The organism is Flavobacterium sp. FG68, assembly GCF_057808895.1.
Map to the genome: position 1 here is coordinate 122,852 of NZ_JBMDIY010000001.1, position 21,656 is coordinate 144,507.

Here is a 21,656-nt window from a genome sequence, read left to right on the forward strand (position 1 = left end):
TTGCTTTTTACCTTACAATGAAAAGCAATTTACTTTCGAAAATATACAATCCTGCCGATTTACGTCTTTTAAAAGAAGAGCAGCTTACTCAAGTTGCTCAGGAATTACGTCAGTTTATTATTGATGTGGTTTCTGTAAAAGAAGGGCATTTGGGTGCCAGTTTAGGTGTAATCGAACTGACAATTGCTTTGCATTATGTTTTTAATACGCCCGAAGATTTATTGGTTTGGGATGTTGGACATCAGGCTTACGGACATAAAATTTTAACCGAAAGAAGAGAAATTTTCCATACTAACAGACAAATTGGAGGAATTTCTGGTTTCCCAAAAAGAACCGAAAGTGTTTATGATACTTTTGGCGTTGGACATTCTTCTACTTCTATTTCTGCAGCATTGGGAATGGCGATTGCTTCTAAATTAAAAGGGGATTTCGATAAACAGCACATTGCGGTTATCGGCGATGCTTCTATCGCAAGCGGAATGGCTTTTGAAGGTTTAAATCATGCCGGAGTTACCGATGCTAATATTCTTGTAATTTTAAACGATAACGCAATTGGAATTGACCCAAGTGTTGGTGCTCTAAAAAAATATCTGACTGCGGTTAAAAACGGAAAAAATCCGAAGCAGAATAACATTATAAAATCACTGAATTTTGATTATTCCGGTCCAATTGACGGACATGATTTTCCAACTTTAATCCAAGAATTAAATAGATTAAAAAAGATAAAAGGCCCAAAGTTTCTTCATATTGTAACTACTAAAGGAAAAGGTTTACAGCAAGCCGAGGAGAATCAGGTAAAATATCATGCGCCCGGAAAATTTGATGCTTCGACGGGAGAAATTCATTTAAAATCAGAAGAAAATCTTCCACCAAAATATCAGGATGTTTTTGGTTTAACTATTTTAGATTTAGCTAAAAAGAACGAAAAAATAATAGGAATCACGCCCGCAATGCCATCAGGAAGTTCTTTAAAATTTATGATGGATGAACTGCCGGAACGTGCTTTTGATGTGGGAATTGCAGAACAACATGCTGTAACTCTTGCCGCCGGAATGGCAACGCAGGGAATGATGGTATATTGCAATATTTATTCTACTTTTTTACAGCGCGCTTACGATCAGGTTATTCATGATGTGGCTTTGCAAAATTTACCCGTTATTTTTTGTTTGGATAGAGCTGGTTTAGTTGGCGAAGACGGTGCAACGCATCACGGTGTTTTTGACATTGCTTATCTGCGTTCTATACCTAACATGATTATTTATGCACCAATTAATGAAATTGCACTTCAAAACATTTTATATACGGCTCAATTAGGCTTATTAAATCATCCTGTTGCGATTCGATATCCAAGAGGACGCGGTGTCTTACAAAACTGGGAAGTAGAAAATTTCGGACATTACGAAAAAATTAATATTGGCGAGGGAAACTGCTTAAAAAATGGCACAAAAACAGCCATTTTATCTACAGGAGCAATTGGAAATAATGTAATCGAAGCTATAAATCAGTGTTCGAATTCAGATGAGATTGCGCATTATGACTTTTCATTTATTAAACCACTAGATATCAATTTATTAAACACTATTTTTTCAACTTTTGAAAATATAATTACAATTGAAGACGGAGTAAAAAGAGGCGGATTTGGAAGTGCTGTTTTGGAATTTGCTGCCACAAATAACTTCAAAAATGATGTCAAAATTTTGGGTATTCCAGACGAGTTTATTGAGCATGGAAGCGTGCTGCAGCTACAACAATTGTGTGAAATTGACGTTAAATCTTTAATAAATCTTTTTTCAAACGGTGTAAAATAATTATTTTGCAACACCAAAAATACAAAAATAAGCCTAATGAAATTATTACGTTCTACCCTTTTGCTTCTGTTGCTTCTCTGTTCTTCAAAAAACTTTGCGCAGCTTATACAAACGACTTTAGATCCAAATCAAGTACCTAAACTGCCTTCAAACTGGACTAAAAAAAATCAAGTGGGTTTTGATATTTCAGAGATCGCTTTTGTGAATTGGAGTGCGGGGGGAACAAGTTCTATTTCTGGTTTATTTAAGGGTGAATTTGGACGAACTTTTGTAAAAGGAAATCATAAGTGGGTTAACGAACTTATTGTTAAATATGGTTTAAACAAACAAGACGGGACTGAACTTAGAAAAACAGACGATGCTGTTTTATTAAACTCAACATACGGCTTTAGAAAAGATACGGTTTCAAACTGGTATTATTCTGCTAAATTTAACTTCAATACACAATTTACAGACGGTTACAATTATCCAAACCGTGATATTGCAATCTCTAGGCCTTTTGCTCCAGCTTATATATTTCTGGGAGCGGGAGCTGAGAATTCAGACAAAAAGAAAAACAGAACTTTTTACTTCTCTCCTATTACGTTAAAAACTACTTTGGTATTAGATCAATACTTGGCAAATCAAGGTTCTTTTGGTGTGAAAAAAGCGGTTTATGCACCAGATCCTTTAGATCCTAATAATCAAATTTTAATTGAGGAAGGACAAAAAGTAAAAGCGGAGTTTGGTATTCTTTTTACGGCATACATGAAAAGCGAAATCTTTAAAAATATTTTTTACGAAAACAGATTAAGTTTATATACCGATTATTTAAACAGATTTGGAAATGTCGATGTCGATTACGATACGCGTTTAGATCTTGTTGTAAACGCTTATGTGAAAGCAAATATTGGTATTCATTTAGTTTATGATGATGATATTAAAACTAAAAAAGATGTTGTTGATCCTGTAACCGGAAGTACTTCGCAGGTTAACGACGGACCAAGAGCGCAATTACGCCAAGTTCTTGGTGTTGGTTTAGTTTATGCTTTTCAATAAATAAAATTCATACTATAAAAAAAAGTGCCTGTAAACAAACATACAGGCACTTTTTTATACTATAATTTGAACATTAATTCTTTTTTCTTCCCTGAATCATTTCGTATAATTCCAAGGCATTTCCATCTGTTAAAAGAGAAACATAATGACAAATATGAAGCAGACGTTCATATAAATTACCTTTCTCTAAATTATGTTTTTCCGGCAACATTTTCAGGATTAATTTATCATAATTTGATGCTGTCCCTTCGTATTTGTTATTGAATGCAGTGATAAACTTATCAAGCAGAGTCTGAATGATTTGATACCCAACAATTTCTTTTTCGATAACTTCACGGCTTTGATAGATTTTTTCAACGCTTAAGTTGATAATATCATTCATCTGCGCTTTGTATTTACTTTTATCAGTTAAAGCAAAAGGGAAATTTCCGGCCAGAATCGCTTCTTCATTTTCTACAAAAACATCAACAGCGTCATTAATTAAGGCTCCAATTGCTAAGGCACGTAAATAACTAATTCTGTCTTCTTTTGTTTCTAACAATTTATATTTGGCAACTCCAATATTGTCTTTTACTAATTTGATTAAGTATTCTAAAGCATAATCTTCAGAAACTAAACCAAGATTGATTCCGTCTTCAAAATCAATAATGGTGTAGCAAATATCATCTGCAGCTTCAACTAAATAAGCTAAAGGATGTCTTTCAAAGCCAATATCTCCCTCTTCTTTATTTGGGATCATTCCCATATCTTCGGCAACTTCTTCAAAAAAGGCTTTGTCAGACTGGAAGAAACCGTATTTTTTATCAGCAATATTATTGGTTGGTTTTTTCGGAAGACTTTCTTTTGGATATTTCATAAATGCGCCTAATGTTGCGTATGAAATTCTAAGTCCGCCTTCAATTCCCGGACGGCTTGCCGTAAGTACCGAAAAACCATTGGCATTTCCTTCAAAATCAATTAAATCCTGCCATTGTTTTGCCGTTAATTTATCTTTGTATTTCAATCCTTTTCCGGTAGAGAAATATTCGCCAATTGCTTTTTCTCCCGAATGTCCAAAAGGCGGATTCCCGATATCATGCGCTAATGAAGCAGCGGCTACAATTGCCCCAAAATCATTCATATGATAACCGTGAATTTCTTTTAAATAAGGATATTTTTCGATGATTTTTTTACCTACCAAACGTCCTAAAGATCTTCCCACAACAGAAACTTCTAAACTGTGTGTTAATCTGGTATGTACGAAATCTGTTTTAGAAAGCGGAATTACCTGGGTTTTATCCTGCAGAGAACGAAATGCTGCCGAGAAAATAATTCGGTCATAATCGACTTCAAAACCTAATCGTGTATCATCTTGTTCTACACGTAATCTTTTGCTTGTATCTCCCTGACGTTTTAATGATAAAAGTTGTTCCCAGTTCATTGTTCTATTTTAGATTGTAGATTATTGATTTTAGATTGAGGATCTAAACGTCAAAAATACATTTTATTTTAGGATAATATTAAATAAAAATAGGCCGTAGATTAATTTGAATTAAAAGATTAAATGTTTTGTTTGCCACGAATTTCACGAATTTTCACGAATTAATTTATATACAATGATTTGTGAAAATTCGTGAAATTCGTGGCAAAAAACCTAACCATCAATCCTAAAAAAATCATTATAATCTTTTTAATCTGTGGCAAAAAAAGATTAAAACTCTAATGCGGTACTGTGTTTTATTTCTCCCATTACAAAAATACTGTTCGTATTTCCAATGTTTTCTATTGTTGACAATTTATTCATTACAAAATCCTGATAACTAGCCATATCCTGCACGAGAATTTTTAGCATAAAATCGTAATCGCCCGCAATATTATAACATTCTATAATTTCAGGAAGCGCTACGATATCTTTTACAAAATTACTTCCCACGTTTTTAGCGTGTTCTTTTAAACGGACATTGCAAAAAACTGTCATGCCGCGGTTCATTTTTTTTCTATCAAGTAATGCCACATACTTTGTTATAAATCCGTCTCTTTCTAACCTTTTTATACGTTCATAAACTGGCGTTACAGTAAGAAATAATTTACTGGCGAGGTCTTTTGTGTTGATATTTGAGTTTTCCTGAAGGTGTTTCAGGATCAGCAAATCGGTTTTATCGAGGTTTTCCATAGTTTTTTTTACGGCTAAAGGTTCGTTTAAAAGACATTTACAGTAATAAAATCTTTTTAAAATAACTTTTAAAATACATTTTACTGAAATAAGGGTCAAATATAAGTTATAAAATCTAATACAATAAATTTGTTCAGTAAAAAATACTGAAATCAAAATGAAAACAAATAATTTAGGTTATCCAAGAATCGGGAGCAACAGAGAATTAAAAAAAGCCAGTGAATTGTATTGGGCAGGAAAAATTTCGGCAGATGAACTTATCGATGCCGGAAAAGAAATCCGTATCAAAAACTTGCATTTACAATCACAAGCCGGAGTTGATTTAATTCCGTCAAATGACTTTTCTTTTTATGATCAGGTTTTGGATTTGACTTTGACAGTTGGTGCAATTCCGCAGCGTTACCACGAATTCGCAAGAAAAAATTCATCTCTTGATTTGTATTTTGCAATGGCAAGAGGCGCACAAAAAGAAGGTCAGGATGTTGTAGCAATGGAAATGACAAAATGGTTCGATACGAACTATCACTACATTGTTCCTGAATTTACAAAGAACCAAAAATTTGAATTGTTTTCAGAAAAAATAATCAATGAATTTAAAGAAGCAAATGCTTTAGGAATTGCTACAAAACCAGTTTTAATTGGGCCAATTTCGTATTTACTTTTAGGAAAAGAAAAGGAAGAGGGTTTTAACCGAATTGATCTTATTGACGCTTTATTGCCTGTTTACTTCGAAATTTTCGAAAAATTACAAGCAGAAAATGCAGAATATATTCAGCTTGACGAACCTTTCTTAGCTTTAAATTTAACTGATAAAGAAAGAAATACGTTTACAAAGGTTTATAACGAAATCAATATTCGTTTCCCAAAACTTAAAATCATTTTAGCGAATTATTTTGACTGTTTTGGAGAAAACTTAGAAACGGCTTTGGCTCTTCCGGTTGATACTTTCCATTTAGATTTAGTTCGATGTCCGCTTCAGTTAGATGATATTTTAGAATCCGGAAAACTGGCTTCAAACGTAAATCTTTCTTTGGGAGTTGTTGACGGTAGAAATATCTGGAAAAATGATTTCAAAAAATCTTTAGAATTAATTAAAAAAGCAACTGATGCTTTAGGTAAAGACAGAATTTTAGTTGGACCTTCTTGCTCTTTAATTCACAGTCCTTGCGATTTAGATTTAGAAACAAACGACGAAACTCTAACGCCTGAAATCAAACAATGGCTTGCTTTTGCTAAACAAAAAATCAACGAAATTGTACTTTTAAAACAAATTGGTTCAGGAGAAGTTGATGTTAAAAATTCTGTTGACTACGAAAGAAACGTAATTGCAAATGAAAACCGTAAGACTTCAAAATTAATTCATAATAACGAAGTTAAAGCGCGTGTTGCCGGAATTACAGCTTCAGATGACAAACGTAAAAGTGCTTTTGCAGCAAGAAGAAAAAGTCAGATTGAGGCTTTAAATCTTCCGTTATTCCCAACCACAACAATTGGTTCTTTCCCTCAAACGGCTGAAGTGAGAAGCTGGAGAGCGAAATTCAAAAAAGGCGAATTAACTACGGAACAATACAATGATTTAATCGAAAAAGAAACTGAAGCTACGATTCGTTTTCAGGAAGAAACCGGAATTGATGTTCTGGTTCACGGAGAATTTGAACGTAATGATATGGTGGAATATTTCGGCGAACAATTGGCCGGATTTACTTTTACCAAAAATGGCTGGGTTCAAAGTTACGGAAGCCGATGTGTAAAACCTCCGGTTATTTATGGTGACGTTTCAAGACCAAACCCTATGACGGTAAAATGGTCTAAATATGCACAGTCTTTAACTCCAAAATGGGTAAAAGGAATGCTTACAGGACCAGTAACAATTTTACAATGGTCGTTTGTACGTAACGATCAGCCTCGTTCTGAAACTTGTACGCAAATTGCTTTGGCAATTCGTGACGAAGTTGTGGATTTAGAAAAAGCGGGAATCAAAATTATTCAAATTGATGAGCCTGCAATTCGTGAAGGTTTACCATTGCGAAAAGAAGAATGGGAGAAATATTTAGACTGGGCTGTAAAAGCTTTCCGTATTTCTGCAAGCGGTGTAAATGACGATACGCAAATTCATACACACATGTGTTACAGCGAATTCAACGACATTATTCAAAACATTGCCGATATGGATGCGGATGTAATTACGATTGAATGTTCCCGTTCGCAAATGGAGCTTTTAGATGCTTTTGCCAACTTTAAATATCCAAACGAAATTGGTCCCGGCGTTTATGATATTCACTCACCACGTGTGCCTTCGAGCGCAGAAATGGTTCGTTTATTAGAAAAAGCTTCGGCAGTAATTCCAGTAGATCAATTATGGGTAAATCCTGATTGTGGTTTAAAAACACGTCATTGGGATGAAACCAAAAAAGCTTTAATCGAAATGGTTGCAGCGGCTCAGGAAATGCGCGCTGCGGTTGAAAGTCCTGTAAATTAATAGTTCTTTTTAGATATATTTTTGTTTTTTAGTGTCAGCTTAGTGGAGTCGGGAATTAGTTATGATTTAGTTTCGACTTCACTTTTGCGGGCATTATTTTTTTTAAGCAGAAGACTTTTTGTTTTCAAAAAATCTTAGCGAACAATACGCTATCTTAATACAAAATGTTTTATTCGATATTCGTTGCGTAGACGCACTGCAGTGCGTCTCTACAGAACAAAATACGTGTATGATTATCAAAGAAAAATCAACACAAAGCATATCGTAGAGACGCACCGCAGTGCGTCTTATGCGCAAAGGATACACTCAATGGGATTCTATCAATAAAAAAAGCACCCCAATTGGAGTGCTTTTCTGAAATTGAATATGTAACTTAAGATTAGAAGTTTTTAGAAACTCCAATGTTAAATGTTTGTCCAAAATTGAAGTAGAAATTACTAACATCCGGACCATTGTTGTCATAGCTGTAAGTATCGTAACCTAAACCACCAATGCTGAAGTTTAAACCAAAACCTTTTTTCATGTTAATGAAAAGAGCTGGAGTTACTCCAACGTACATTCCGTCTGCTTTAGATTTTGAGTAATCATTTCCAGGACCATCAATAGTTCTTTTTTTATTTTGTAAACCTAAGCCCATATCTGCAAAAACAGAAAAAGTTTGGTTTAATGGCACTGAATAACGTACAAAAGCTCCTAATTTGAAATCATTATCTTTTATTTCTCTTGCACCATTGTCATCATTAGCTGAAGATACCGTAAATTCACCTCCAACTGTCCAGTTTTCGTGAAATTGGTAACCTACTTTAGGAGAAAAGCTAAATTGATTTGTTTTTGTTTCACCAACTCCATAATCAACCGTTTCAGAAGAATATCCGATGTTTCCACCTACTAAGATTGTTCCTTTTTGTGCATTTGCAAAACTGCAGATAGCCAATGCAGCCATCACTAGAATTTTTTTCATAATTTGGGTTTTATTTTAATTTAGCATTCCTTTAACAATAACGATGCCGTGAATACTGGGCGATGTTTAATTTTTTATAATTACTTTAAAAGATAAATTTTAGCAATCGAGACTATTTCTGTTTACTTTTGTAGCAAATAAAAAGTCATGTCAATAGAAATAAACAGTATATCAAAAAGTTACGGAGCGCAAAAAGCTTTAAATGAAATTTCGTTTAAAATTGAGAAGGGAGAAATCGTAGGATTTCTTGGTCCCAACGGAGCTGGAAAATCTACTTTAATGAAAATTTTGACTACTTATTTACTTGCCGACAGCGGCTCAGCCCTTGTAAATAGCCACGATGTCATGACAAACGCTAAAGCGGTACAGCAGTCGATAGGATATTTACCAGAGCATAATCCGTTATATTTGGATTTGTATGTTCGTGAGTATTTGGCTTTTAATGCCGATGTTTATAAGGTGCCAAAGTCAAGAATTGAAGAGGTAATTCAACTGACAGGACTGACACCGGAAAGCCATAAAAAAATCAGCCAGCTCTCAAAAGGATACCGTCAGCGCGTTGGGCTTGCGAATGCTTTACTTCACAATCCTGATGTTTTGATTTTGGATGAACCAACTACAGGTCTGGATCCGAATCAGTTAATGGAAATTAGAAACGTAATCAAAAATATTGGTAAGGATAAGACCATTTTTTTATCGACACATATTATGCAGGAAGTCGAAGCAATTTGCGATCGTGTCATAATTATTGACAAAGGACAAATTGTTGCCGACAATAAATTAGATCATTTAGTTTCTGATAATAAAGAGCAAGTTATTGAAGTAGAGTTTGATTATAAAGTCGAAGAGCAGCTTTTAGCCAGATTAGAAAACATTTCTTCGTACAAAAACACGCATGACATGACTTGGGAACTAACTTTTGTTACAGAAAAAGATATGCGCCCTGCAATTTTTGACTTTGCTACAGAAAATGGTTTAAAAACATTACAATTAAACCAGAAAAATAAAAACCTGGAGGCGGTGTTTAGAGAAATTACTAAGTAAGTTTTCAGTCGCGGTTTACAGTCTCAGATATATTAAAAACCGATTTATTCCTAAGAATAAATCGGTTTTTCTTTTCTAAGAATCTCTGTTTCTCTCTTAATCTTTCTTAATATCAAATATTTATCTACTTGGTATCAAACATGTAAAGTTTATTGCAATTTTTAATTATTTTTATTTAGACTTGTTATAAATAATATTATATTTGCATCTGTAAAATTTATATTGATATAATCTGGATAATCCTATTAGTGCATTAACTCCAAACATATAGAATTTTAGATCCCTTAAACTTGTTTTTTTGTTTTTTATTTTTTTTTGAAAGAAAAGAGCCTGCTAATTTTAGACAGGCTCTTTTTATTTTACTGAAATGATATTTGAATTTGGTGTTTTGAGATAATAATAGATATTTTGTAATTCTAAAATGAAATTGTTATTATAAAAAAACCATATAATCAAATCCGTAAAAGACATTGATTATATGGTTATGTGAAATTAAAACAGAAAGTTTTAACCTATTTTTATTGAGCTGTATACGTTAATTTAGTAATAGCCGAAATATCAGTTCCACCACCTGTTACTTTTGCACCAGCAGTTGCAACTCCAGTTTCTAAATTAATTTTGTAAATACGAACTTCATCATTTGTTACAAAAGCTTTATAAGCATTTCCATTTTCAACAAATAAACTTCCTATACCAAAATAATTATCTCCAGCGTGTCCAGGTAATCCTGTTACTGCAGTTATTTTTTTAGTTGGTAAATCGATAATTGCAGATTTAAATTTAAAGGTATAATGACGTAAGAAACCCCATTCTACCGTATCATCTGCAGCAGGAAGATAAACGATGTATGCTTTTTCTCCTCCAATTGGGTAAGCTGCAAGTACTTTTCCGTTAAGAGTGCTTTCCTGAAGATCGAAGAAATAAGAAGCATCAAAATCTGTCTGTCCTTTATTAATACGAAGGATTCCAGAGTGAGAATCTTCTTTTACAGTATAACCTCCAGCTTTAGCATTTGAAGAGAAAGTATAAATGTTTCCTGAATCTGTGCGTATAATACCCGTGTTAGTGTAATACATACCAACTGCAGTTGTACGAGGATCAGCAATTCTTTTTACAAAAGTTAAAGATGGGTAGTCGTAAACTCTAATGTAAGCTTGTTTTTGATCTATCTGCCAGTCATCACTTGCATCTCTGTTAAATACAGATACAAATACTTTATCTCCAACTACTGTTACACCTGTTGGGAAATCAAAACGACCTGTAGTAGTTGCAAAATCGTTAAATTTACGACTTGTAATAAATTGTTTTACAGGATCGTAAACAATTAATTCATTGTTTGAACTCGCACCTTCCCATGAAGCACCAACAATTAATAATTTATTATCTTCAGTAACACCATAAGCATATGGAGATTCGATAAAAACACGGCTTCCGGCAACTAATGCTCCGGCAGCATTTAATGAAAATGGTGCAGAACCTTCTGCCTCACTATCCATTGCAAACATAGTATTAGCAATTGGAATGTATGAACCGCCTTGCTCAATTCCTTTTCCATTCATGTCTATTGTTCCGGTCATTAACTGATCTATTGAACTAAAGCTCCACATGTAGTTTTCATTCCAGGTATCAGTTTGGTAACCAATAACATATTTGCTTAACGTTATTGGCTCCTCTGTATTAGAATCGTCACTACTGCATGAAAATATAGTAACTGACATTAGCATAACTGCTAATAGATTTTTAATTTTAAGTGTTTTCATAATTATTTAAATTTAGTTTAGTAGTACCAGCAGCTTCAACTGTTTCTGGAATTAATTTTATATAGTATTAGAAAGGTTACATGAAAAAATAACGAAGTTTTAGGGTAAACGATCTTCCTGGTTTTTGCACATTAAAATAGTCGTAAAGTTTAACGTCTGTGATATCAAAACACTCTACGGCAACATTATAACGTCCATTTTTAAGTGAATAAGCTACAGATGCGGAATAGTAAAGCTGCTCTGGAATTTCTTTTTTACCTGTTTCTCCAAGATTTGGATTTCTTAAATAGTAACTGCTTGAATAATTCGTTAATAAGTTAACGGTAAGGAAGTCGTCATCAAATTTAATTTTCCTGAAGTTAAATCCCAGATTAGCATTTCCATATAAAATTGGCACGTTTGCTAATTGTTTATTATACAAATAATTAACCTGGTTAGTACCCGGAGAAACCGTTGCATCTTTATTAACCGTTTTTTGATATGTTGCATTTAAATCTAAAACCAGCCAGTCTTTGTAACCATAATGCAAAACTCCATCAACTCCGGTTACTTGAATATTTTTAAAATTAATCGCTTTACTTTTTGATGGATTGCTTTGATCTTGTCTGTCTTGTATAAAGTCATCAGCTCTTCTATAAATAAAATTTGCTTCTGCTCCATAAGAGTGTACCGCAGCAGCATTTTTATAAGAAAATCCAAAATTAAAATTATCACTAGATTCCGGCTGAAGATTTGGACTTGGACTTACTCTAAGACCATCTCCTAATAATTGAAGTGCTGATGGCATTCTGTAAGCATGCTCAAAAGATGTTTTAAGCTGTAAAGTTTCAGGAATTAAAAAATAAGCTGCGACACTTCCATAACCAAAATTGTTAAAGGAAGGGTTAACTACTTTTTCTGAAGTTGTACCCGGATCTGTTGTTACTTCTCCTTTTAAATCAAGCATTTTTCCAAAAGCTGTAAAAGACAATCTTTTTTCAAGTGCTGATAAACTATATGAAAAACCTACTATATTTTTATTCAAAAATGGTTTTGTTGGTTTGTCCGTAGTTATATATTCATTATCCTCTGTACGCTTATATCCTACATAAGTATAATTTAGAGCAAATGTGTTATTCTCATCCAACTCATATTTTAAATTAGCATTACTTTGAAGAGATTTTACATCATAAACCATTAAAGTTTTAACGGTATTAATTTCTCCCGAACTATTATAAGCCGGTACGTCTGTACGCACTCCTCTCCATGTAAACCTTCTGGATGACGTATCAACCTTACGTTCTTCTGCTATGTTGTAAGATGCCGCCCAAGTTGCCGTTAATCCTTTAGTAAACAAGTTTGATTTCTTATACTTTAATGACGCAACAAAATTTTGGCTGTCTTCAAAAGCATCCCCAACAACTCTAAACATAGTAGGCCCTTGTTGTACTTCCTTTTTGTTTGCACTGCCAGTAACACCAACTAATAAGTAATCTGCATATTTTTTGTCTTTTACTCCTACTTCTGCTATAACAGTTGCTTGTTTATAACCATCATGAAAGTGCTTAAGTTCTTCCGGCGGCCCAAAAAGTCCTGTTACAGGATCTGGAACCTGAGCTTCGACTTTATAACTATTATCAGAATAATTAAGAAAAGCATTAAGATTAGTTACAAAACCTTTTTTACTTGTAAAACGTGTATTTAGTGCAGCCTTGTGCGTATTAAAAGAGCCATAACTGTATGATGCATCAATATATCTGTTTACATTTTTATTCGTTACAATATTTACTGCACCTCCTAAGGCATCACCTCCTAATTCAATTGGCACAACTCCTTTATAAACATCTATTCTTTCCGCCATATTTGTTGGAATATTATTCAATGTAAAAGATGGCCCGTAATTATCTAATGGAATTCCGTCCATAAAAAATTTAACCTGATCTCCGGAAAAACCGTTCAATGAAAAATTAAAAGCAGATCCCATTCCTCCTGTTTCTCTCACACGAACTCCGGTAGTTCTATTTAAAACCTGATTTAAATCGGCAGAAGTATTATAAAGCTGTTTTAAATCAACTGCGGTAATATTAAAGGCTTCTTCGCGAACGCGCTGTACTTTTGATTTTCCTTTAACCTGAACTTCATCTAAAGCCGCCATATCCTCTTCAATAGTGATCGTTGGGATTGTTTTAGACTGATCCAGATTTATTTTGATTTGTTTTGATTTGTAACCAACATAAGAAATTGATAAAGTATAATTACCCGGAGCGGCACTAATTTCAAATTCTCCTTTTTCGTTTGTTAAAGTTGAATAAGATGTCCCTTTTAATGCAACCGAAACACCTTCAGCAGGTTTTCCATTATTTCCTAAAATGACACCACTTAAATTTACTTTACTACTTTGTGGAAAACCCTGAATCGAAGTGAAGAACAATAAAATCAGGATTAATAGTCTGTTAATTTGCATTATATTAATTTGGTTTAAATTAAATTTTTGCACAAAATTAACATACAAATATAAATAAAAACAAATTAATTTTTATTTATTCTAAATAAGAATTAAATTAACCTTTAAAATAAAATATTAATAAAAAAATCCATCAATTCTTAAGATTTGATTAATATTAAATTAAGTTTTTATTAAATAAAATTGAAAATAAGTTAAAATCACAAAACTTAAATCCATTAAAAACCTTACAAATTCAATAAAAAAAATCCTGCTAACCGTAGTTAGCAGGACTTGTAAAAAAGTTTTTGTTTGTTTTTTTAGATAAGCTGTTTGATTTCTTCTAAAACTATTTTAATATCCTTTTCTGTAGTTCGCCAATTTACAAACGAAGCCCTGATTCCTTTTTTATTTTGATAAAAAGTCGGCGTCATAAAAACGGTTCCCGTATCATTTAGTTTGGTTAAAAACTCTCCCACTTTATCTTGATTTTCATCCCCTTTTAAAGTAAAGCAAACATTATTTAATCTAATTGGAGCCAGAAGTTCAAAGCTGCCGTCTTCAATAAGAGCATTTCCAAAATGAAGTGCCAGTGAAATACTTTTTTCAATAATATCGCAAAAACCCTCTTTCCCGTAAGCTACTAAAGAAAACCAAACTGGAAGCGCTCTTAAACGACGTGAATTTTCAGGAAGAACATTTAAATAATTAAAATTCTCCAGCGGATTTCCTAAATATGGTGCATTCGAATTCTGAAACGTTTCAATCTGCAGGTTCACGTGATCTTTTTTAATTAAATAAAAGGCACTTTCATAAGGCACATTAAGCCATTTATGACAATCAATTGTAATACTGTCTGCATTTTCCCAGCCTTTTACAAAATGTTTGTATTTCTCCGAAACTGCAGCAAATCCACCAAAAGCACCATCAATATGCCACCAGAAATTGTATTTTTCTTTTAGATTTGAAATCGCTTCAAAATCATCAAAATCTGCAGTATTTACGGTTCCGGCACTTGAAATCAATATAAAAGGTTTTCCGTTTAATTCTTTAATTTTCAATTCTAAATCAGCAATATCAATTGCTTCACGATTGCCTTCAACCGTTTTTATTACGGTGTAATTCTGACTTCCAATTCCTAACATTGATAATGATTTTATGGAAGAAGAATGCGCCGTTGCAGTTAAGATATTTATGGTTTCAGAAATTCCGTTTTTAGCAAAATCTTTTCCAAGTTGTTTTCCAAACCATTGTCTCGCAACTGCTAAACTGGTAAAGTTTGACATTGTGGCTCCGGTTACGAATCCGCCTAAAAAGGAATCTGGAAGTTCTAATAATTGCAGCAGTAAATTAATAGTTTCAAACTCTATTAGTGCCGAATTTCCTCCTTGCGAATTAATTGATTGTGCATTTTGATCATAAACCGTTGCCAGCCAATCGCCAACAATAGAAGCCGGAGTTGACCCGCCCGTCACAAATCCCCAATAACGCGGTCCCGGAGACGAAACTAATAAAGGCGCTAGTCTTTCATTAAATTCTTTTAAAGCTTTTTCTGAACCTAAACCTAACTCGTTTAAATTTCGCTTGGGATCAATTCTATTGGTATTGGATGTTGAAATGTTTTCAAGATTATTAAGAAAATCAATCCCTTGTTGTTTTGCTTTTTCTAAGATATTTTCTAAATCGTTTAGATCGTGTTGTAGTGTTGTGTTCATATTTACATAAGTTATTTGATCAGCGTCATTGTCAGGCTGAGCGAAGTCGAAGCCTTTACATGCGAGATAAAGTTATTTTTAAGAATTATTTTTGAAAGGAAATTTTTTATACCGAAGCTACCACTTGGTTTTTTCAGAGAATCGCGAAACCATCATCGAGCAGATTACATCGCCATTTGCGTTTAGTAAAGTGGCAATTGGATCAACCAGGGTTCCTAAAATCATGGCGACTGGCAGCGCTTGTTCCATCGGGAAACCGTAAACAGTAATGGCTAAGATTTCGCCAATATAACCTCCGTTTGGAATTCCGCCCTCTACAATTGAGACAACTACAGTAATTCCTAAAGCCAGAAGAATGGTCATGGGATCTGTAAAATCTTTGCCAAACATGGCAAACAAAAAGGTTATTTTTAAAATGGATGACATACTCGAACCATCTTTGTGCAAAGGTGCTCCAAGCGGAATTACCAAATTACGAACATGCGACGGAATTCCCATTTTTTGTGCAGCATCCAAATTTGCCGGAATCGTTGCAATACTGCTGCAGGTTCCAACTGCTGTTAATGAAGGCGTAATATTATTGCTCCAAAAAACTTTAAATGCTCTTTTTCCGCCAGAGACAAGTGCGTATAAACTAAAGAACACAAAGAAATAAAAAATACAGGCTGCATAATAAACTGCCATAGGTTTTGCATAAACTCCAAACAACTGCGGCCCGAAAATACCAACCTGATAGGCAAAATAAGCTCCTAAACCAAGTGGTGCAAACTTCATTATAATGTTCAAAAGTTGTTTCATAACCTCGTTTCCGGAATCCAGAAAACTCTTGAAAGCCTTTCCTTTTTCTCCAGACTGCAATGTGGCAAAACCAATTAAAAAAGAGAAGATAATCAACGCCAGCATGCTTTTTCGCGACAGTAATTCGAAGAAATCATTTGCCGTAAGCAGTTTCGCTATTTGATCACCCGCAGATCCTGATTCAATTTTTTCAAACGGAACTTTGGTAATGGCAATATCCTGATGAATTGGAAAAAGATAAACGGCACAAATCATTACAATTCCTGAAATAAGAATTGTCGCCAAAAAAACCAGAATCATGATAACAAACAGCTTTCCTAATTTTTCTGTTCTTTCCAAATTAGCAATGGAAGAACCAATCGTGAAAAATATAAGCGGAATAATGGCAGTAAAAAGCAGGTTTAGGAATATATCACCAATTGGTTTTATTATCAAAACTTTTTCTCCAAACACTAATCCAAAAATACTCCCGATAATAATACCGCCAAGAAGCAAAAGTATGCTGCTGTAATTTTGTAGAAAATTGATTTTTTTAACTTCCATAATTTAATAAGGGTTATAATTCAGAAAGATTAATAATAAACAATGAAAGTACTTAAAAAACTGCTAGAGTTAATTATTTTTTGCCACAGATTATATAAGGATTAACACAAATTAAAAATCCTTTTAAATCTTTTATCCCGATAGTTATCGGGAGTGGCAGAAAAATTATTTTTCCAAAACAATAGTTGTATAATCTCTGTCTGCCAATTCGCCTGTTTTGCTCTTTACTTTTTCTGTCTGCGTTTCTGTGTAAACAATTTTAAAAGGCGTTTTTTCAATTAATTGCTGAGCCTTTTCAGTGCTGTATAATTCGAATTCAAATTGTGTAAAAGGTAATTGCTTCATGAAATCTTCCTGGGCAAAGGTTATACAGAAATTTCCATTTGGTTGCAAAACTCTGTAAATTTCCAGAAGTAATTCTTCTGGTTTCTGCCAAAAATAAATGGTATTTACTGTAAATATTTTATCAAAAGATTCGTCTTCAAACGGAATTTTATCTCCGTCATAAAGCGAAAAGAAAGCTTGTTTTTGAGAGACAAAATTTCTGTTTATCTGGCGCGCTTCCTGAAACATCAGTTCCGACATTTCCAGTCCGTAATATTTAAGATTTTCTGCTTGTTCAAACAAAAATTCTACGTGTCCCGCATTTCCGTGACCTAATTCCAGAATTTTATTTTCTTTGGATATATTAAGATTTTGAATCGAATGGCGCGTCATATTGATGTTCGTTTCGTTCATCATATTTGCCATTTCGATTCCTTTTTCTCCAGATGGATGTTTTAATTGAGAGGCTATGGCTTGTAATTCTTCTTGTTTCATAATTTTTTAAATTTCAATTAAAAAAATTCCAAATTCCAATCATCATCTTCCACATTCTTGTCATTTCGACGAAGGAGAAATCTTCGTACGCAGCTCCGCAACGAGAATCTAATCTTTGTCGAGTTTCTAGCGAAGATTTCTCCTTCGTCGAAATGACAAACTGTACTCAATCAACTTTGTCAAAGTTTAAAACTTTGACAAAGTTCCTCGCAAGGACCTTAAAAAACCTGACTAGCAATCTGGCGGATATTCTCAGATTTCCCCATTGAATAATAATGTAAAAATGGAACTCCTGCCGCTTTTAATTCTAATGACTGCTGAATCGCCCATTCGATTCCCACTTGTTTGATTTCAGCATTATTTTTGCATTTATCCACCGCATCAATTAAATCTTCCGGTAAATCGATTCTGAAAATCTGCGGTAAAACTTGTAAATGTCTTTGAACAGCAATTGGTTTAATTCCGGGAATAATAGGAATTGTGATTCCCATTTCTCTTGCTTTTGCAACAAAATTAAAATATTTCGAGTTGTCAAAAAACATTTGTGTTACCACATAATCTGCTCCCGCGTCAACTTTTTCTTTTAATCTTTTTAAATCTGATTGTAAAGATGGTGATTCTAAATGTTTTTCAGGATAACCCGCAACACCAATACAAAAATCAGCTTTGTTGTCGATATCCATCACTTCATGAAGATATTTTCCGCAGTTTAGATCGTTGATTTGTCGTACTAAATCAATTGCATAATGATTTCCTCCCGCTTTTGGCACAAAAGATTGTTCGTCTTTCATTGCATCGCCGCGAAGCGCCATTACATTGTTGATTCCCAAATATTGACAATCAACCAGCATATATTCTGTTTCTTCTTGTGTAAAGCCACCGCAAAGTAAATGCGGAACCGTATCTACATTGTATTTGTGTTTTATAGAAGCGCAAATTCCAAGCGTTCCCGGACGCATACGAGTCAATTTTTTATCCAGAAGTCCGTTGCCTTTATCAATATAAATATATTCTTCGCGAGAAGTAGTTACGTCAATAAACGGCGGTTTAAACTCCATTAACGGATCGATATTATCATATAATTCCTGAATACTTTTCCCCTTTTGAGGCGGAATAATTTCAAATGAGAATAATGTTTTTCCTTTGGCGTTTTCTATATGCTCTGTTACTTTCATTTTTTAAGTTATGGGTTATGAGTTATGAATTTTGAGTTTTAGTCTGTGTAAAAAATCTGAAATCAAAAAACGTAAATCAATCTTTTTATTTGTTTCAAGTTTCAGGTTTCAAGTTTCAAGTTGCTGTAGAGAACTTGAAACCTGAAACTTGAAACTAAAATAACTTTTCGTTAATCTGCTATATTAGGGTTTAACCATTTCATGGCGTAATCAGTTGGAACATTGCGTCGTTTGGCGTAATCTACTACCTGATCTTCTTTTATTTTTCCGAGTCCGAAATACCTGCTTTTTGGATTCCCGAAATAATATCCAGAAACTGATGAAGCCGGCCACATCGCCATGCTTTCTGTCAAAGTCACACCAATTTCTTCGGCTACATTTAAAAGCTTCCAAATCGTTGGTTTCTCCAAGTGATCTGGACAAGCCGGATAACCTGGAGCAGGACGAATTCCTTTATAATTTTCTTTAATCAATTCTTCGTTGGTTAAAGATTCTTCTGAATCATAACCCCAGAAATCTTTACGAACTTTTTCGTGAAGATATTCGGCGAAAGCCTCAGCAAAACGATCGGCAAGCGCTTTTACCATAATCGAATTGTAGTCGTCTAAATTCTTTTCATATTCCGCTGCCCATTCGTCAACACCAAAACCTGTGGTTACACAAAAAGCTCCCATATAATCGGTTATTCCGCTTTCTTTTGGCAGAATAAAATCCGACAAAGCGATGTTTGGAGCACCTTTTGTTTTTTGTGACTGCTGGCGAAGTGTTAAGAATTTCTCTAGAACTTTTCCGTTTTCATCACGCAATTCGATGTCATCATCGTCAACCTGATTCGCAGGGAAAATTCCGTAAATACCTTTTGCTTTCAGCTTTTTCTCTTCTAAAATCACTTTCAACATCGCCTGAGCATCGTTAAAAACAGAAGTAGCTTGTTCTCCCACAACCTCATCCGTTAAAATTGCCGGATATTTCCCGTACAATTCCCAAGTCTGAAAAAATGGTGTCCAGTCGATATACGGAACCAAAACATCCAGTTCTATTTCAATAGTTTGTGCGCCAATTACTTTTGGTTTAGTTGGTGTATATTCAGACCAATCTAATGGTAATTTGTTTTTACGGGCATCTTCAATCGTCAGGAAGTTTTTATCTCTCGAACGATTTAAAAATGTTTCTCTAAACGAGTCGTATTCTGCACGAATATCTGCCGCATATATTTTTCGGTTATGATCTAACAGGTTTCCTGCAACAGTAACGGCTCTCGAAGCATCGTTTACGTGAATTACAGTTTCTCTGTATTGAGGCGCAATTTTCACGGCTGTATGTGCACGTGAAGTTGTTGCCCCGCCAATCATAATTGGGATTTTAATATCTTGTTTGTCTAATTCTTTGGCTAAATACACCATTTCGTCAAGCGAAGGCGTGATCAGTCCGCTTAAACCTATGATATCTACATTGTGTTCAATCGCCGCAGCAATAATTTTTTCCGGAGGCACCATAACACCAAGATCTACAATCTCGTAATTATTACAAGCCAAAACCACCGAAACAATGTTTTTACCAATATCGTGAACGTCACCTTTTACGGTCGCCATCAGGATTTTTCCGTTTCCTTGTTTGTCTCCCGCTTGTTTGCTTGCTTCAATAAATGGCAGTAAATAAGCCACAGCTTTTTTCATTACACGAGCCGATTTTACAACCTGAGGCAGGAACATTTTTCCGCTTCCGAATAAATCTCCAACGACATTCATTCCCGTCATCAAATTGATTTCGATAACTTCAATTGGTTTTGTTGCTGCTAAACGTGCTTCTTCAACATCTTCTTCGATAAAACCATCAATCCCTTTTACCAATGAATGTGTAATACGCTCCTGAACGGTTCCAAAACGCCATTCCTGAACTACTTTTTCATCGCTCTTTGCCTCACCTTTTACATTTTCTGCAAAATCTAAAAGTCGTTCTGTCGCATCGTCGCGTCTATCTAAAATTACGTCTTCAACGTGTTCTAATAAGTCTTTCGGAATATCATCGTAAATCGTAAGCATCTCCGGATTTACGATTCCCATCGTCATTCCGTTTTTAATCGCGTGGTATAAAAACACGGAGTGCATGGCTTCACGAACGTGATCATTTCCTCTAAAAGAGAACGAAACGTTACTCACTCCACCGCTGATATGTGCGTGAGGTAAATTATCGCGAACCCATTTTGTTCCTCTAAAAAAGTCCAAAGCATTTAAGCGATGTTCTTCCATTCCGGTTGCAACCGGGAAAATATTTAAATCGAAAATAATATCCTGTGGAGGAAACCCTACTTTGTTCACCAAAATATCATACGAACGCTGACAAATCTCAACTCTTCGGTCGAAATTATCGGCCTGACCAACTTCGTCAAAAGCCATGATAATTGCCGCCGCTCCGTAACGTTTGATTAATCGCGCGTGATGAATAAAGGCTTCTTCGCCTTCTTTTAACGAAATCGAGTTTACAACGCTTTTTCCTTGTACTACTTTCAGACCTGCTTCAATGATTTCCCATTTCGAACTGTCGATCATAATCGGAACTCTCGAAATATCCGGTTCTGCAGCGATTAAATTCAAAAATTTAGTCATTGCATTAACGCCATCAAGCATTCCTTCATCCATATTAATATCGATGATCTGCGCTCCTCCTTCTACCTGTTGTCTTGCAATATCAAGTGCCTCGTCATATTTCTCTTCCTTGATTAATCTCAGGAATTTTCTTGAACCTGTTACATTCGTACGCTCTCCAACATTCACGAAAACACTTTCCGGCGTAATAATTAATGGTTCTAATCCTGATAATACAAGGTCTCTTCTTTTTTCTGTCATTTTCTTTTTCAGTTACTAAGATTCTAAGATGCTTAGATTCTAAGTTTTTTTATTCTCTATTTGTGTTCCTGCAAGGTTTTTAAAACCTTGTAGGTA

The 21,656-nt window shown here is 34.4% G+C and carries 14 protein-coding genes; 4 read left to right on the forward strand and 10 right to left on the reverse strand.

Translation table 11 applies throughout. The features are described from left to right. Nucleotides 1-17: 17 nt before the first annotated feature. Nucleotides 18-1,808, forward strand: coding sequence for a 1-deoxy-D-xylulose-5-phosphate synthase (locus ACODSB_RS00550; protein ID WP_488935626.1), 1,791 nt, complete (start codon nucleotides 18-20; stop codon nucleotides 1,806-1,808). 36 nt (nucleotides 1,809-1,844) lie between these two features. Beyond that, nucleotides 1,845-2,846, forward strand: coding sequence for a DUF3078 domain-containing protein (locus tag ACODSB_RS00555; protein ID WP_053470118.1), 1,002 nt, complete (start codon nucleotides 1,845-1,847; stop codon nucleotides 2,844-2,846). Between the two features lie 73 nt (nucleotides 2,847-2,919). Here the strand turns inward: ACODSB_RS00555 and ACODSB_RS00560 are convergent, their stop codons facing one another. Continuing rightward, nucleotides 2,920-4,266: a deoxyguanosinetriphosphate triphosphohydrolase gene (locus tag ACODSB_RS00560; RefSeq protein ID WP_488935627.1), complete on the reverse strand. Its 1,347-nt coding sequence runs from the start codon at nucleotides 4,264-4,266 to the stop codon at nucleotides 2,920-2,922. Between the two features lie 270 nt (nucleotides 4,267-4,536). After that, nucleotides 4,537-4,998 (reverse strand): Lrp/AsnC family transcriptional regulator, encoded by a 462-nt coding sequence (locus ACODSB_RS00565; protein WP_029271860.1) that lies wholly within the window; start codon nucleotides 4,996-4,998, stop codon nucleotides 4,537-4,539. Nucleotides 4,999-5,155: 157 nt separating this feature from the next. Between ACODSB_RS00565 and metE the strand changes: the two genes are divergently transcribed. Further along, on the forward strand, nucleotides 5,156-7,477 hold the full coding sequence (metE, locus tag ACODSB_RS00570) for a 5-methyltetrahydropteroyltriglutamate--homocysteine S-methyltransferase (RefSeq protein WP_488935628.1): 2,322 nt from the start codon (nucleotides 5,156-5,158) through the stop codon (nucleotides 7,475-7,477). A gap of 379 nt (nucleotides 7,478-7,856) precedes the next feature. Here metE and ACODSB_RS00575 read toward each other — a convergent pair whose 3' ends face one another. Continuing rightward, complete coding sequence (locus ACODSB_RS00575; RefSeq protein ID WP_180856822.1) at nucleotides 7,857-8,438, reverse strand: outer membrane beta-barrel protein; 582 nt, start codon at nucleotides 8,436-8,438, stop codon at nucleotides 7,857-7,859. A 147-nt stretch (nucleotides 8,439-8,585) separates the two neighbouring features. Here ACODSB_RS00575 and gldA point away from each other — a divergent pair, with 147 nt between their 5' ends. After that, a complete protein-coding gene (gene gldA / locus ACODSB_RS00580) occupies nucleotides 8,586-9,482 on the forward strand; it encodes a gliding motility-associated ABC transporter ATP-binding subunit GldA (RefSeq protein WP_488935629.1) in 897 nt (298 codons plus the stop codon). Nucleotides 9,483-10,000: 518 nt separating this feature from the next. Here gldA and ACODSB_RS00585 read toward each other — a convergent pair. The 7 genes from ACODSB_RS00585 to metH form a co-directional block, all read right to left on the reverse strand. Then, nucleotides 10,001-11,242, reverse strand: coding sequence for a DUF4374 domain-containing protein (locus ACODSB_RS00585; RefSeq protein ID WP_488935630.1), 1,242 nt, complete (start codon nucleotides 11,240-11,242; stop codon nucleotides 10,001-10,003). Between the two features lie 76 nt (nucleotides 11,243-11,318). Next, a complete protein-coding gene (locus tag ACODSB_RS00590; protein ID WP_488935631.1) occupies nucleotides 11,319-13,685 on the reverse strand; it encodes a TonB-dependent receptor in 2,367 nt (788 codons plus the stop codon). A gap of 299 nt (nucleotides 13,686-13,984) precedes the next feature. After that, nucleotides 13,985-15,379: a pyridoxal phosphate-dependent decarboxylase family protein gene (locus tag ACODSB_RS00595; protein WP_488935632.1), complete on the reverse strand. Its 1,395-nt coding sequence runs from the start codon at nucleotides 15,377-15,379 to the stop codon at nucleotides 13,985-13,987. A 117-nt stretch (nucleotides 15,380-15,496) separates the two neighbouring features. Continuing rightward, nucleotides 15,497-16,720, reverse strand: coding sequence for a dicarboxylate/amino acid:cation symporter (locus ACODSB_RS00600; protein WP_488935633.1), 1,224 nt, complete (start codon nucleotides 16,718-16,720; stop codon nucleotides 15,497-15,499). A 165-nt stretch (nucleotides 16,721-16,885) separates the two neighbouring features. Continuing rightward, on the reverse strand, nucleotides 16,886-17,539 hold the full coding sequence (locus ACODSB_RS00605; RefSeq protein ID WP_488935634.1) for a class I SAM-dependent methyltransferase: 654 nt from the start codon (nucleotides 17,537-17,539) through the stop codon (nucleotides 16,886-16,888). Nucleotides 17,540-17,757: 218 nt separating this feature from the next. Further along, nucleotides 17,758-18,714, reverse strand: coding sequence for a methylenetetrahydrofolate reductase [NAD(P)H] (gene metF, locus ACODSB_RS00610; protein WP_180856406.1), 957 nt, complete (start codon nucleotides 18,712-18,714; stop codon nucleotides 17,758-17,760). A gap of 170 nt (nucleotides 18,715-18,884) precedes the next feature. Beyond that, nucleotides 18,885-21,560, reverse strand: a complete 2,676-nt coding sequence (gene metH, locus ACODSB_RS00615; RefSeq protein ID WP_488935635.1) for a methionine synthase — start codon at nucleotides 21,558-21,560, stop codon at nucleotides 18,885-18,887. Nucleotides 21,561-21,656: the final 96 nt, after the last annotated feature.

What these genes read in the sequence shown, in the direction of transcription:
- ACODSB_RS00550 (WP_488935626.1), top strand. Translation starts at nt 18, where the DNA reads ATGAAAAGCAATTTACTTTCGAAAATATACAATCCTGCCGATTTACGT.
- ACODSB_RS00555 (WP_053470118.1), top strand. Translation starts at nt 1,845, where the DNA reads ATGAAATTATTACGTTCTACCCTTTTGCTTCTGTTGCTTCTCTGTTCT.
- ACODSB_RS00560 (WP_488935627.1), bottom strand. Translation starts at nt 4,266, where the DNA reads ATGAACTGGGAACAACTTTTATCATTAAAACGTCAGGGAGATACAAGC.
- ACODSB_RS00565 (WP_029271860.1), bottom strand. Translation starts at nt 4,998, where the DNA reads ATGGAAAACCTCGATAAAACCGATTTGCTGATCCTGAAACACCTTCAG.
- metE (WP_488935628.1), top strand. Translation starts at nt 5,156, where the DNA reads ATGAAAACAAATAATTTAGGTTATCCAAGAATCGGGAGCAACAGAGAA.
- ACODSB_RS00575 (WP_180856822.1), bottom strand. Translation starts at nt 8,438, where the DNA reads ATGAAAAAAATTCTAGTGATGGCTGCATTGGCTATCTGCAGTTTTGCA.
- gldA (WP_488935629.1), top strand. Translation starts at nt 8,586, where the DNA reads ATGTCAATAGAAATAAACAGTATATCAAAAAGTTACGGAGCGCAAAAA.
- ACODSB_RS00585 (WP_488935630.1), bottom strand. Translation starts at nt 11,242, where the DNA reads ATGAAAACACTTAAAATTAAAAATCTATTAGCAGTTATGCTAATGTCA.
- ACODSB_RS00590 (WP_488935631.1), bottom strand. Translation starts at nt 13,685, where the DNA reads ATGCAAATTAACAGACTATTAATCCTGATTTTATTGTTCTTCACTTCG.
- ACODSB_RS00595 (WP_488935632.1), bottom strand. Translation starts at nt 15,379, where the DNA reads ATGAACACAACACTACAACACGATCTAAACGATTTAGAAAATATCTTA.
- ACODSB_RS00600 (WP_488935633.1), bottom strand. Translation starts at nt 16,720, where the DNA reads ATGGAAGTTAAAAAAATCAATTTTCTACAAAATTACAGCAGCATACTT.
- ACODSB_RS00605 (WP_488935634.1), bottom strand. Translation starts at nt 17,539, where the DNA reads ATGAAACAAGAAGAATTACAAGCCATAGCCTCTCAATTAAAACATCCA.
- metF (WP_180856406.1), bottom strand. Translation starts at nt 18,714, where the DNA reads ATGAAAGTAACAGAGCATATAGAAAACGCCAAAGGAAAAACATTATTC.
- metH (WP_488935635.1), bottom strand. Translation starts at nt 21,560, where the DNA reads ATGACAGAAAAAAGAAGAGACCTTGTATTATCAGGATTAGAACCATTA.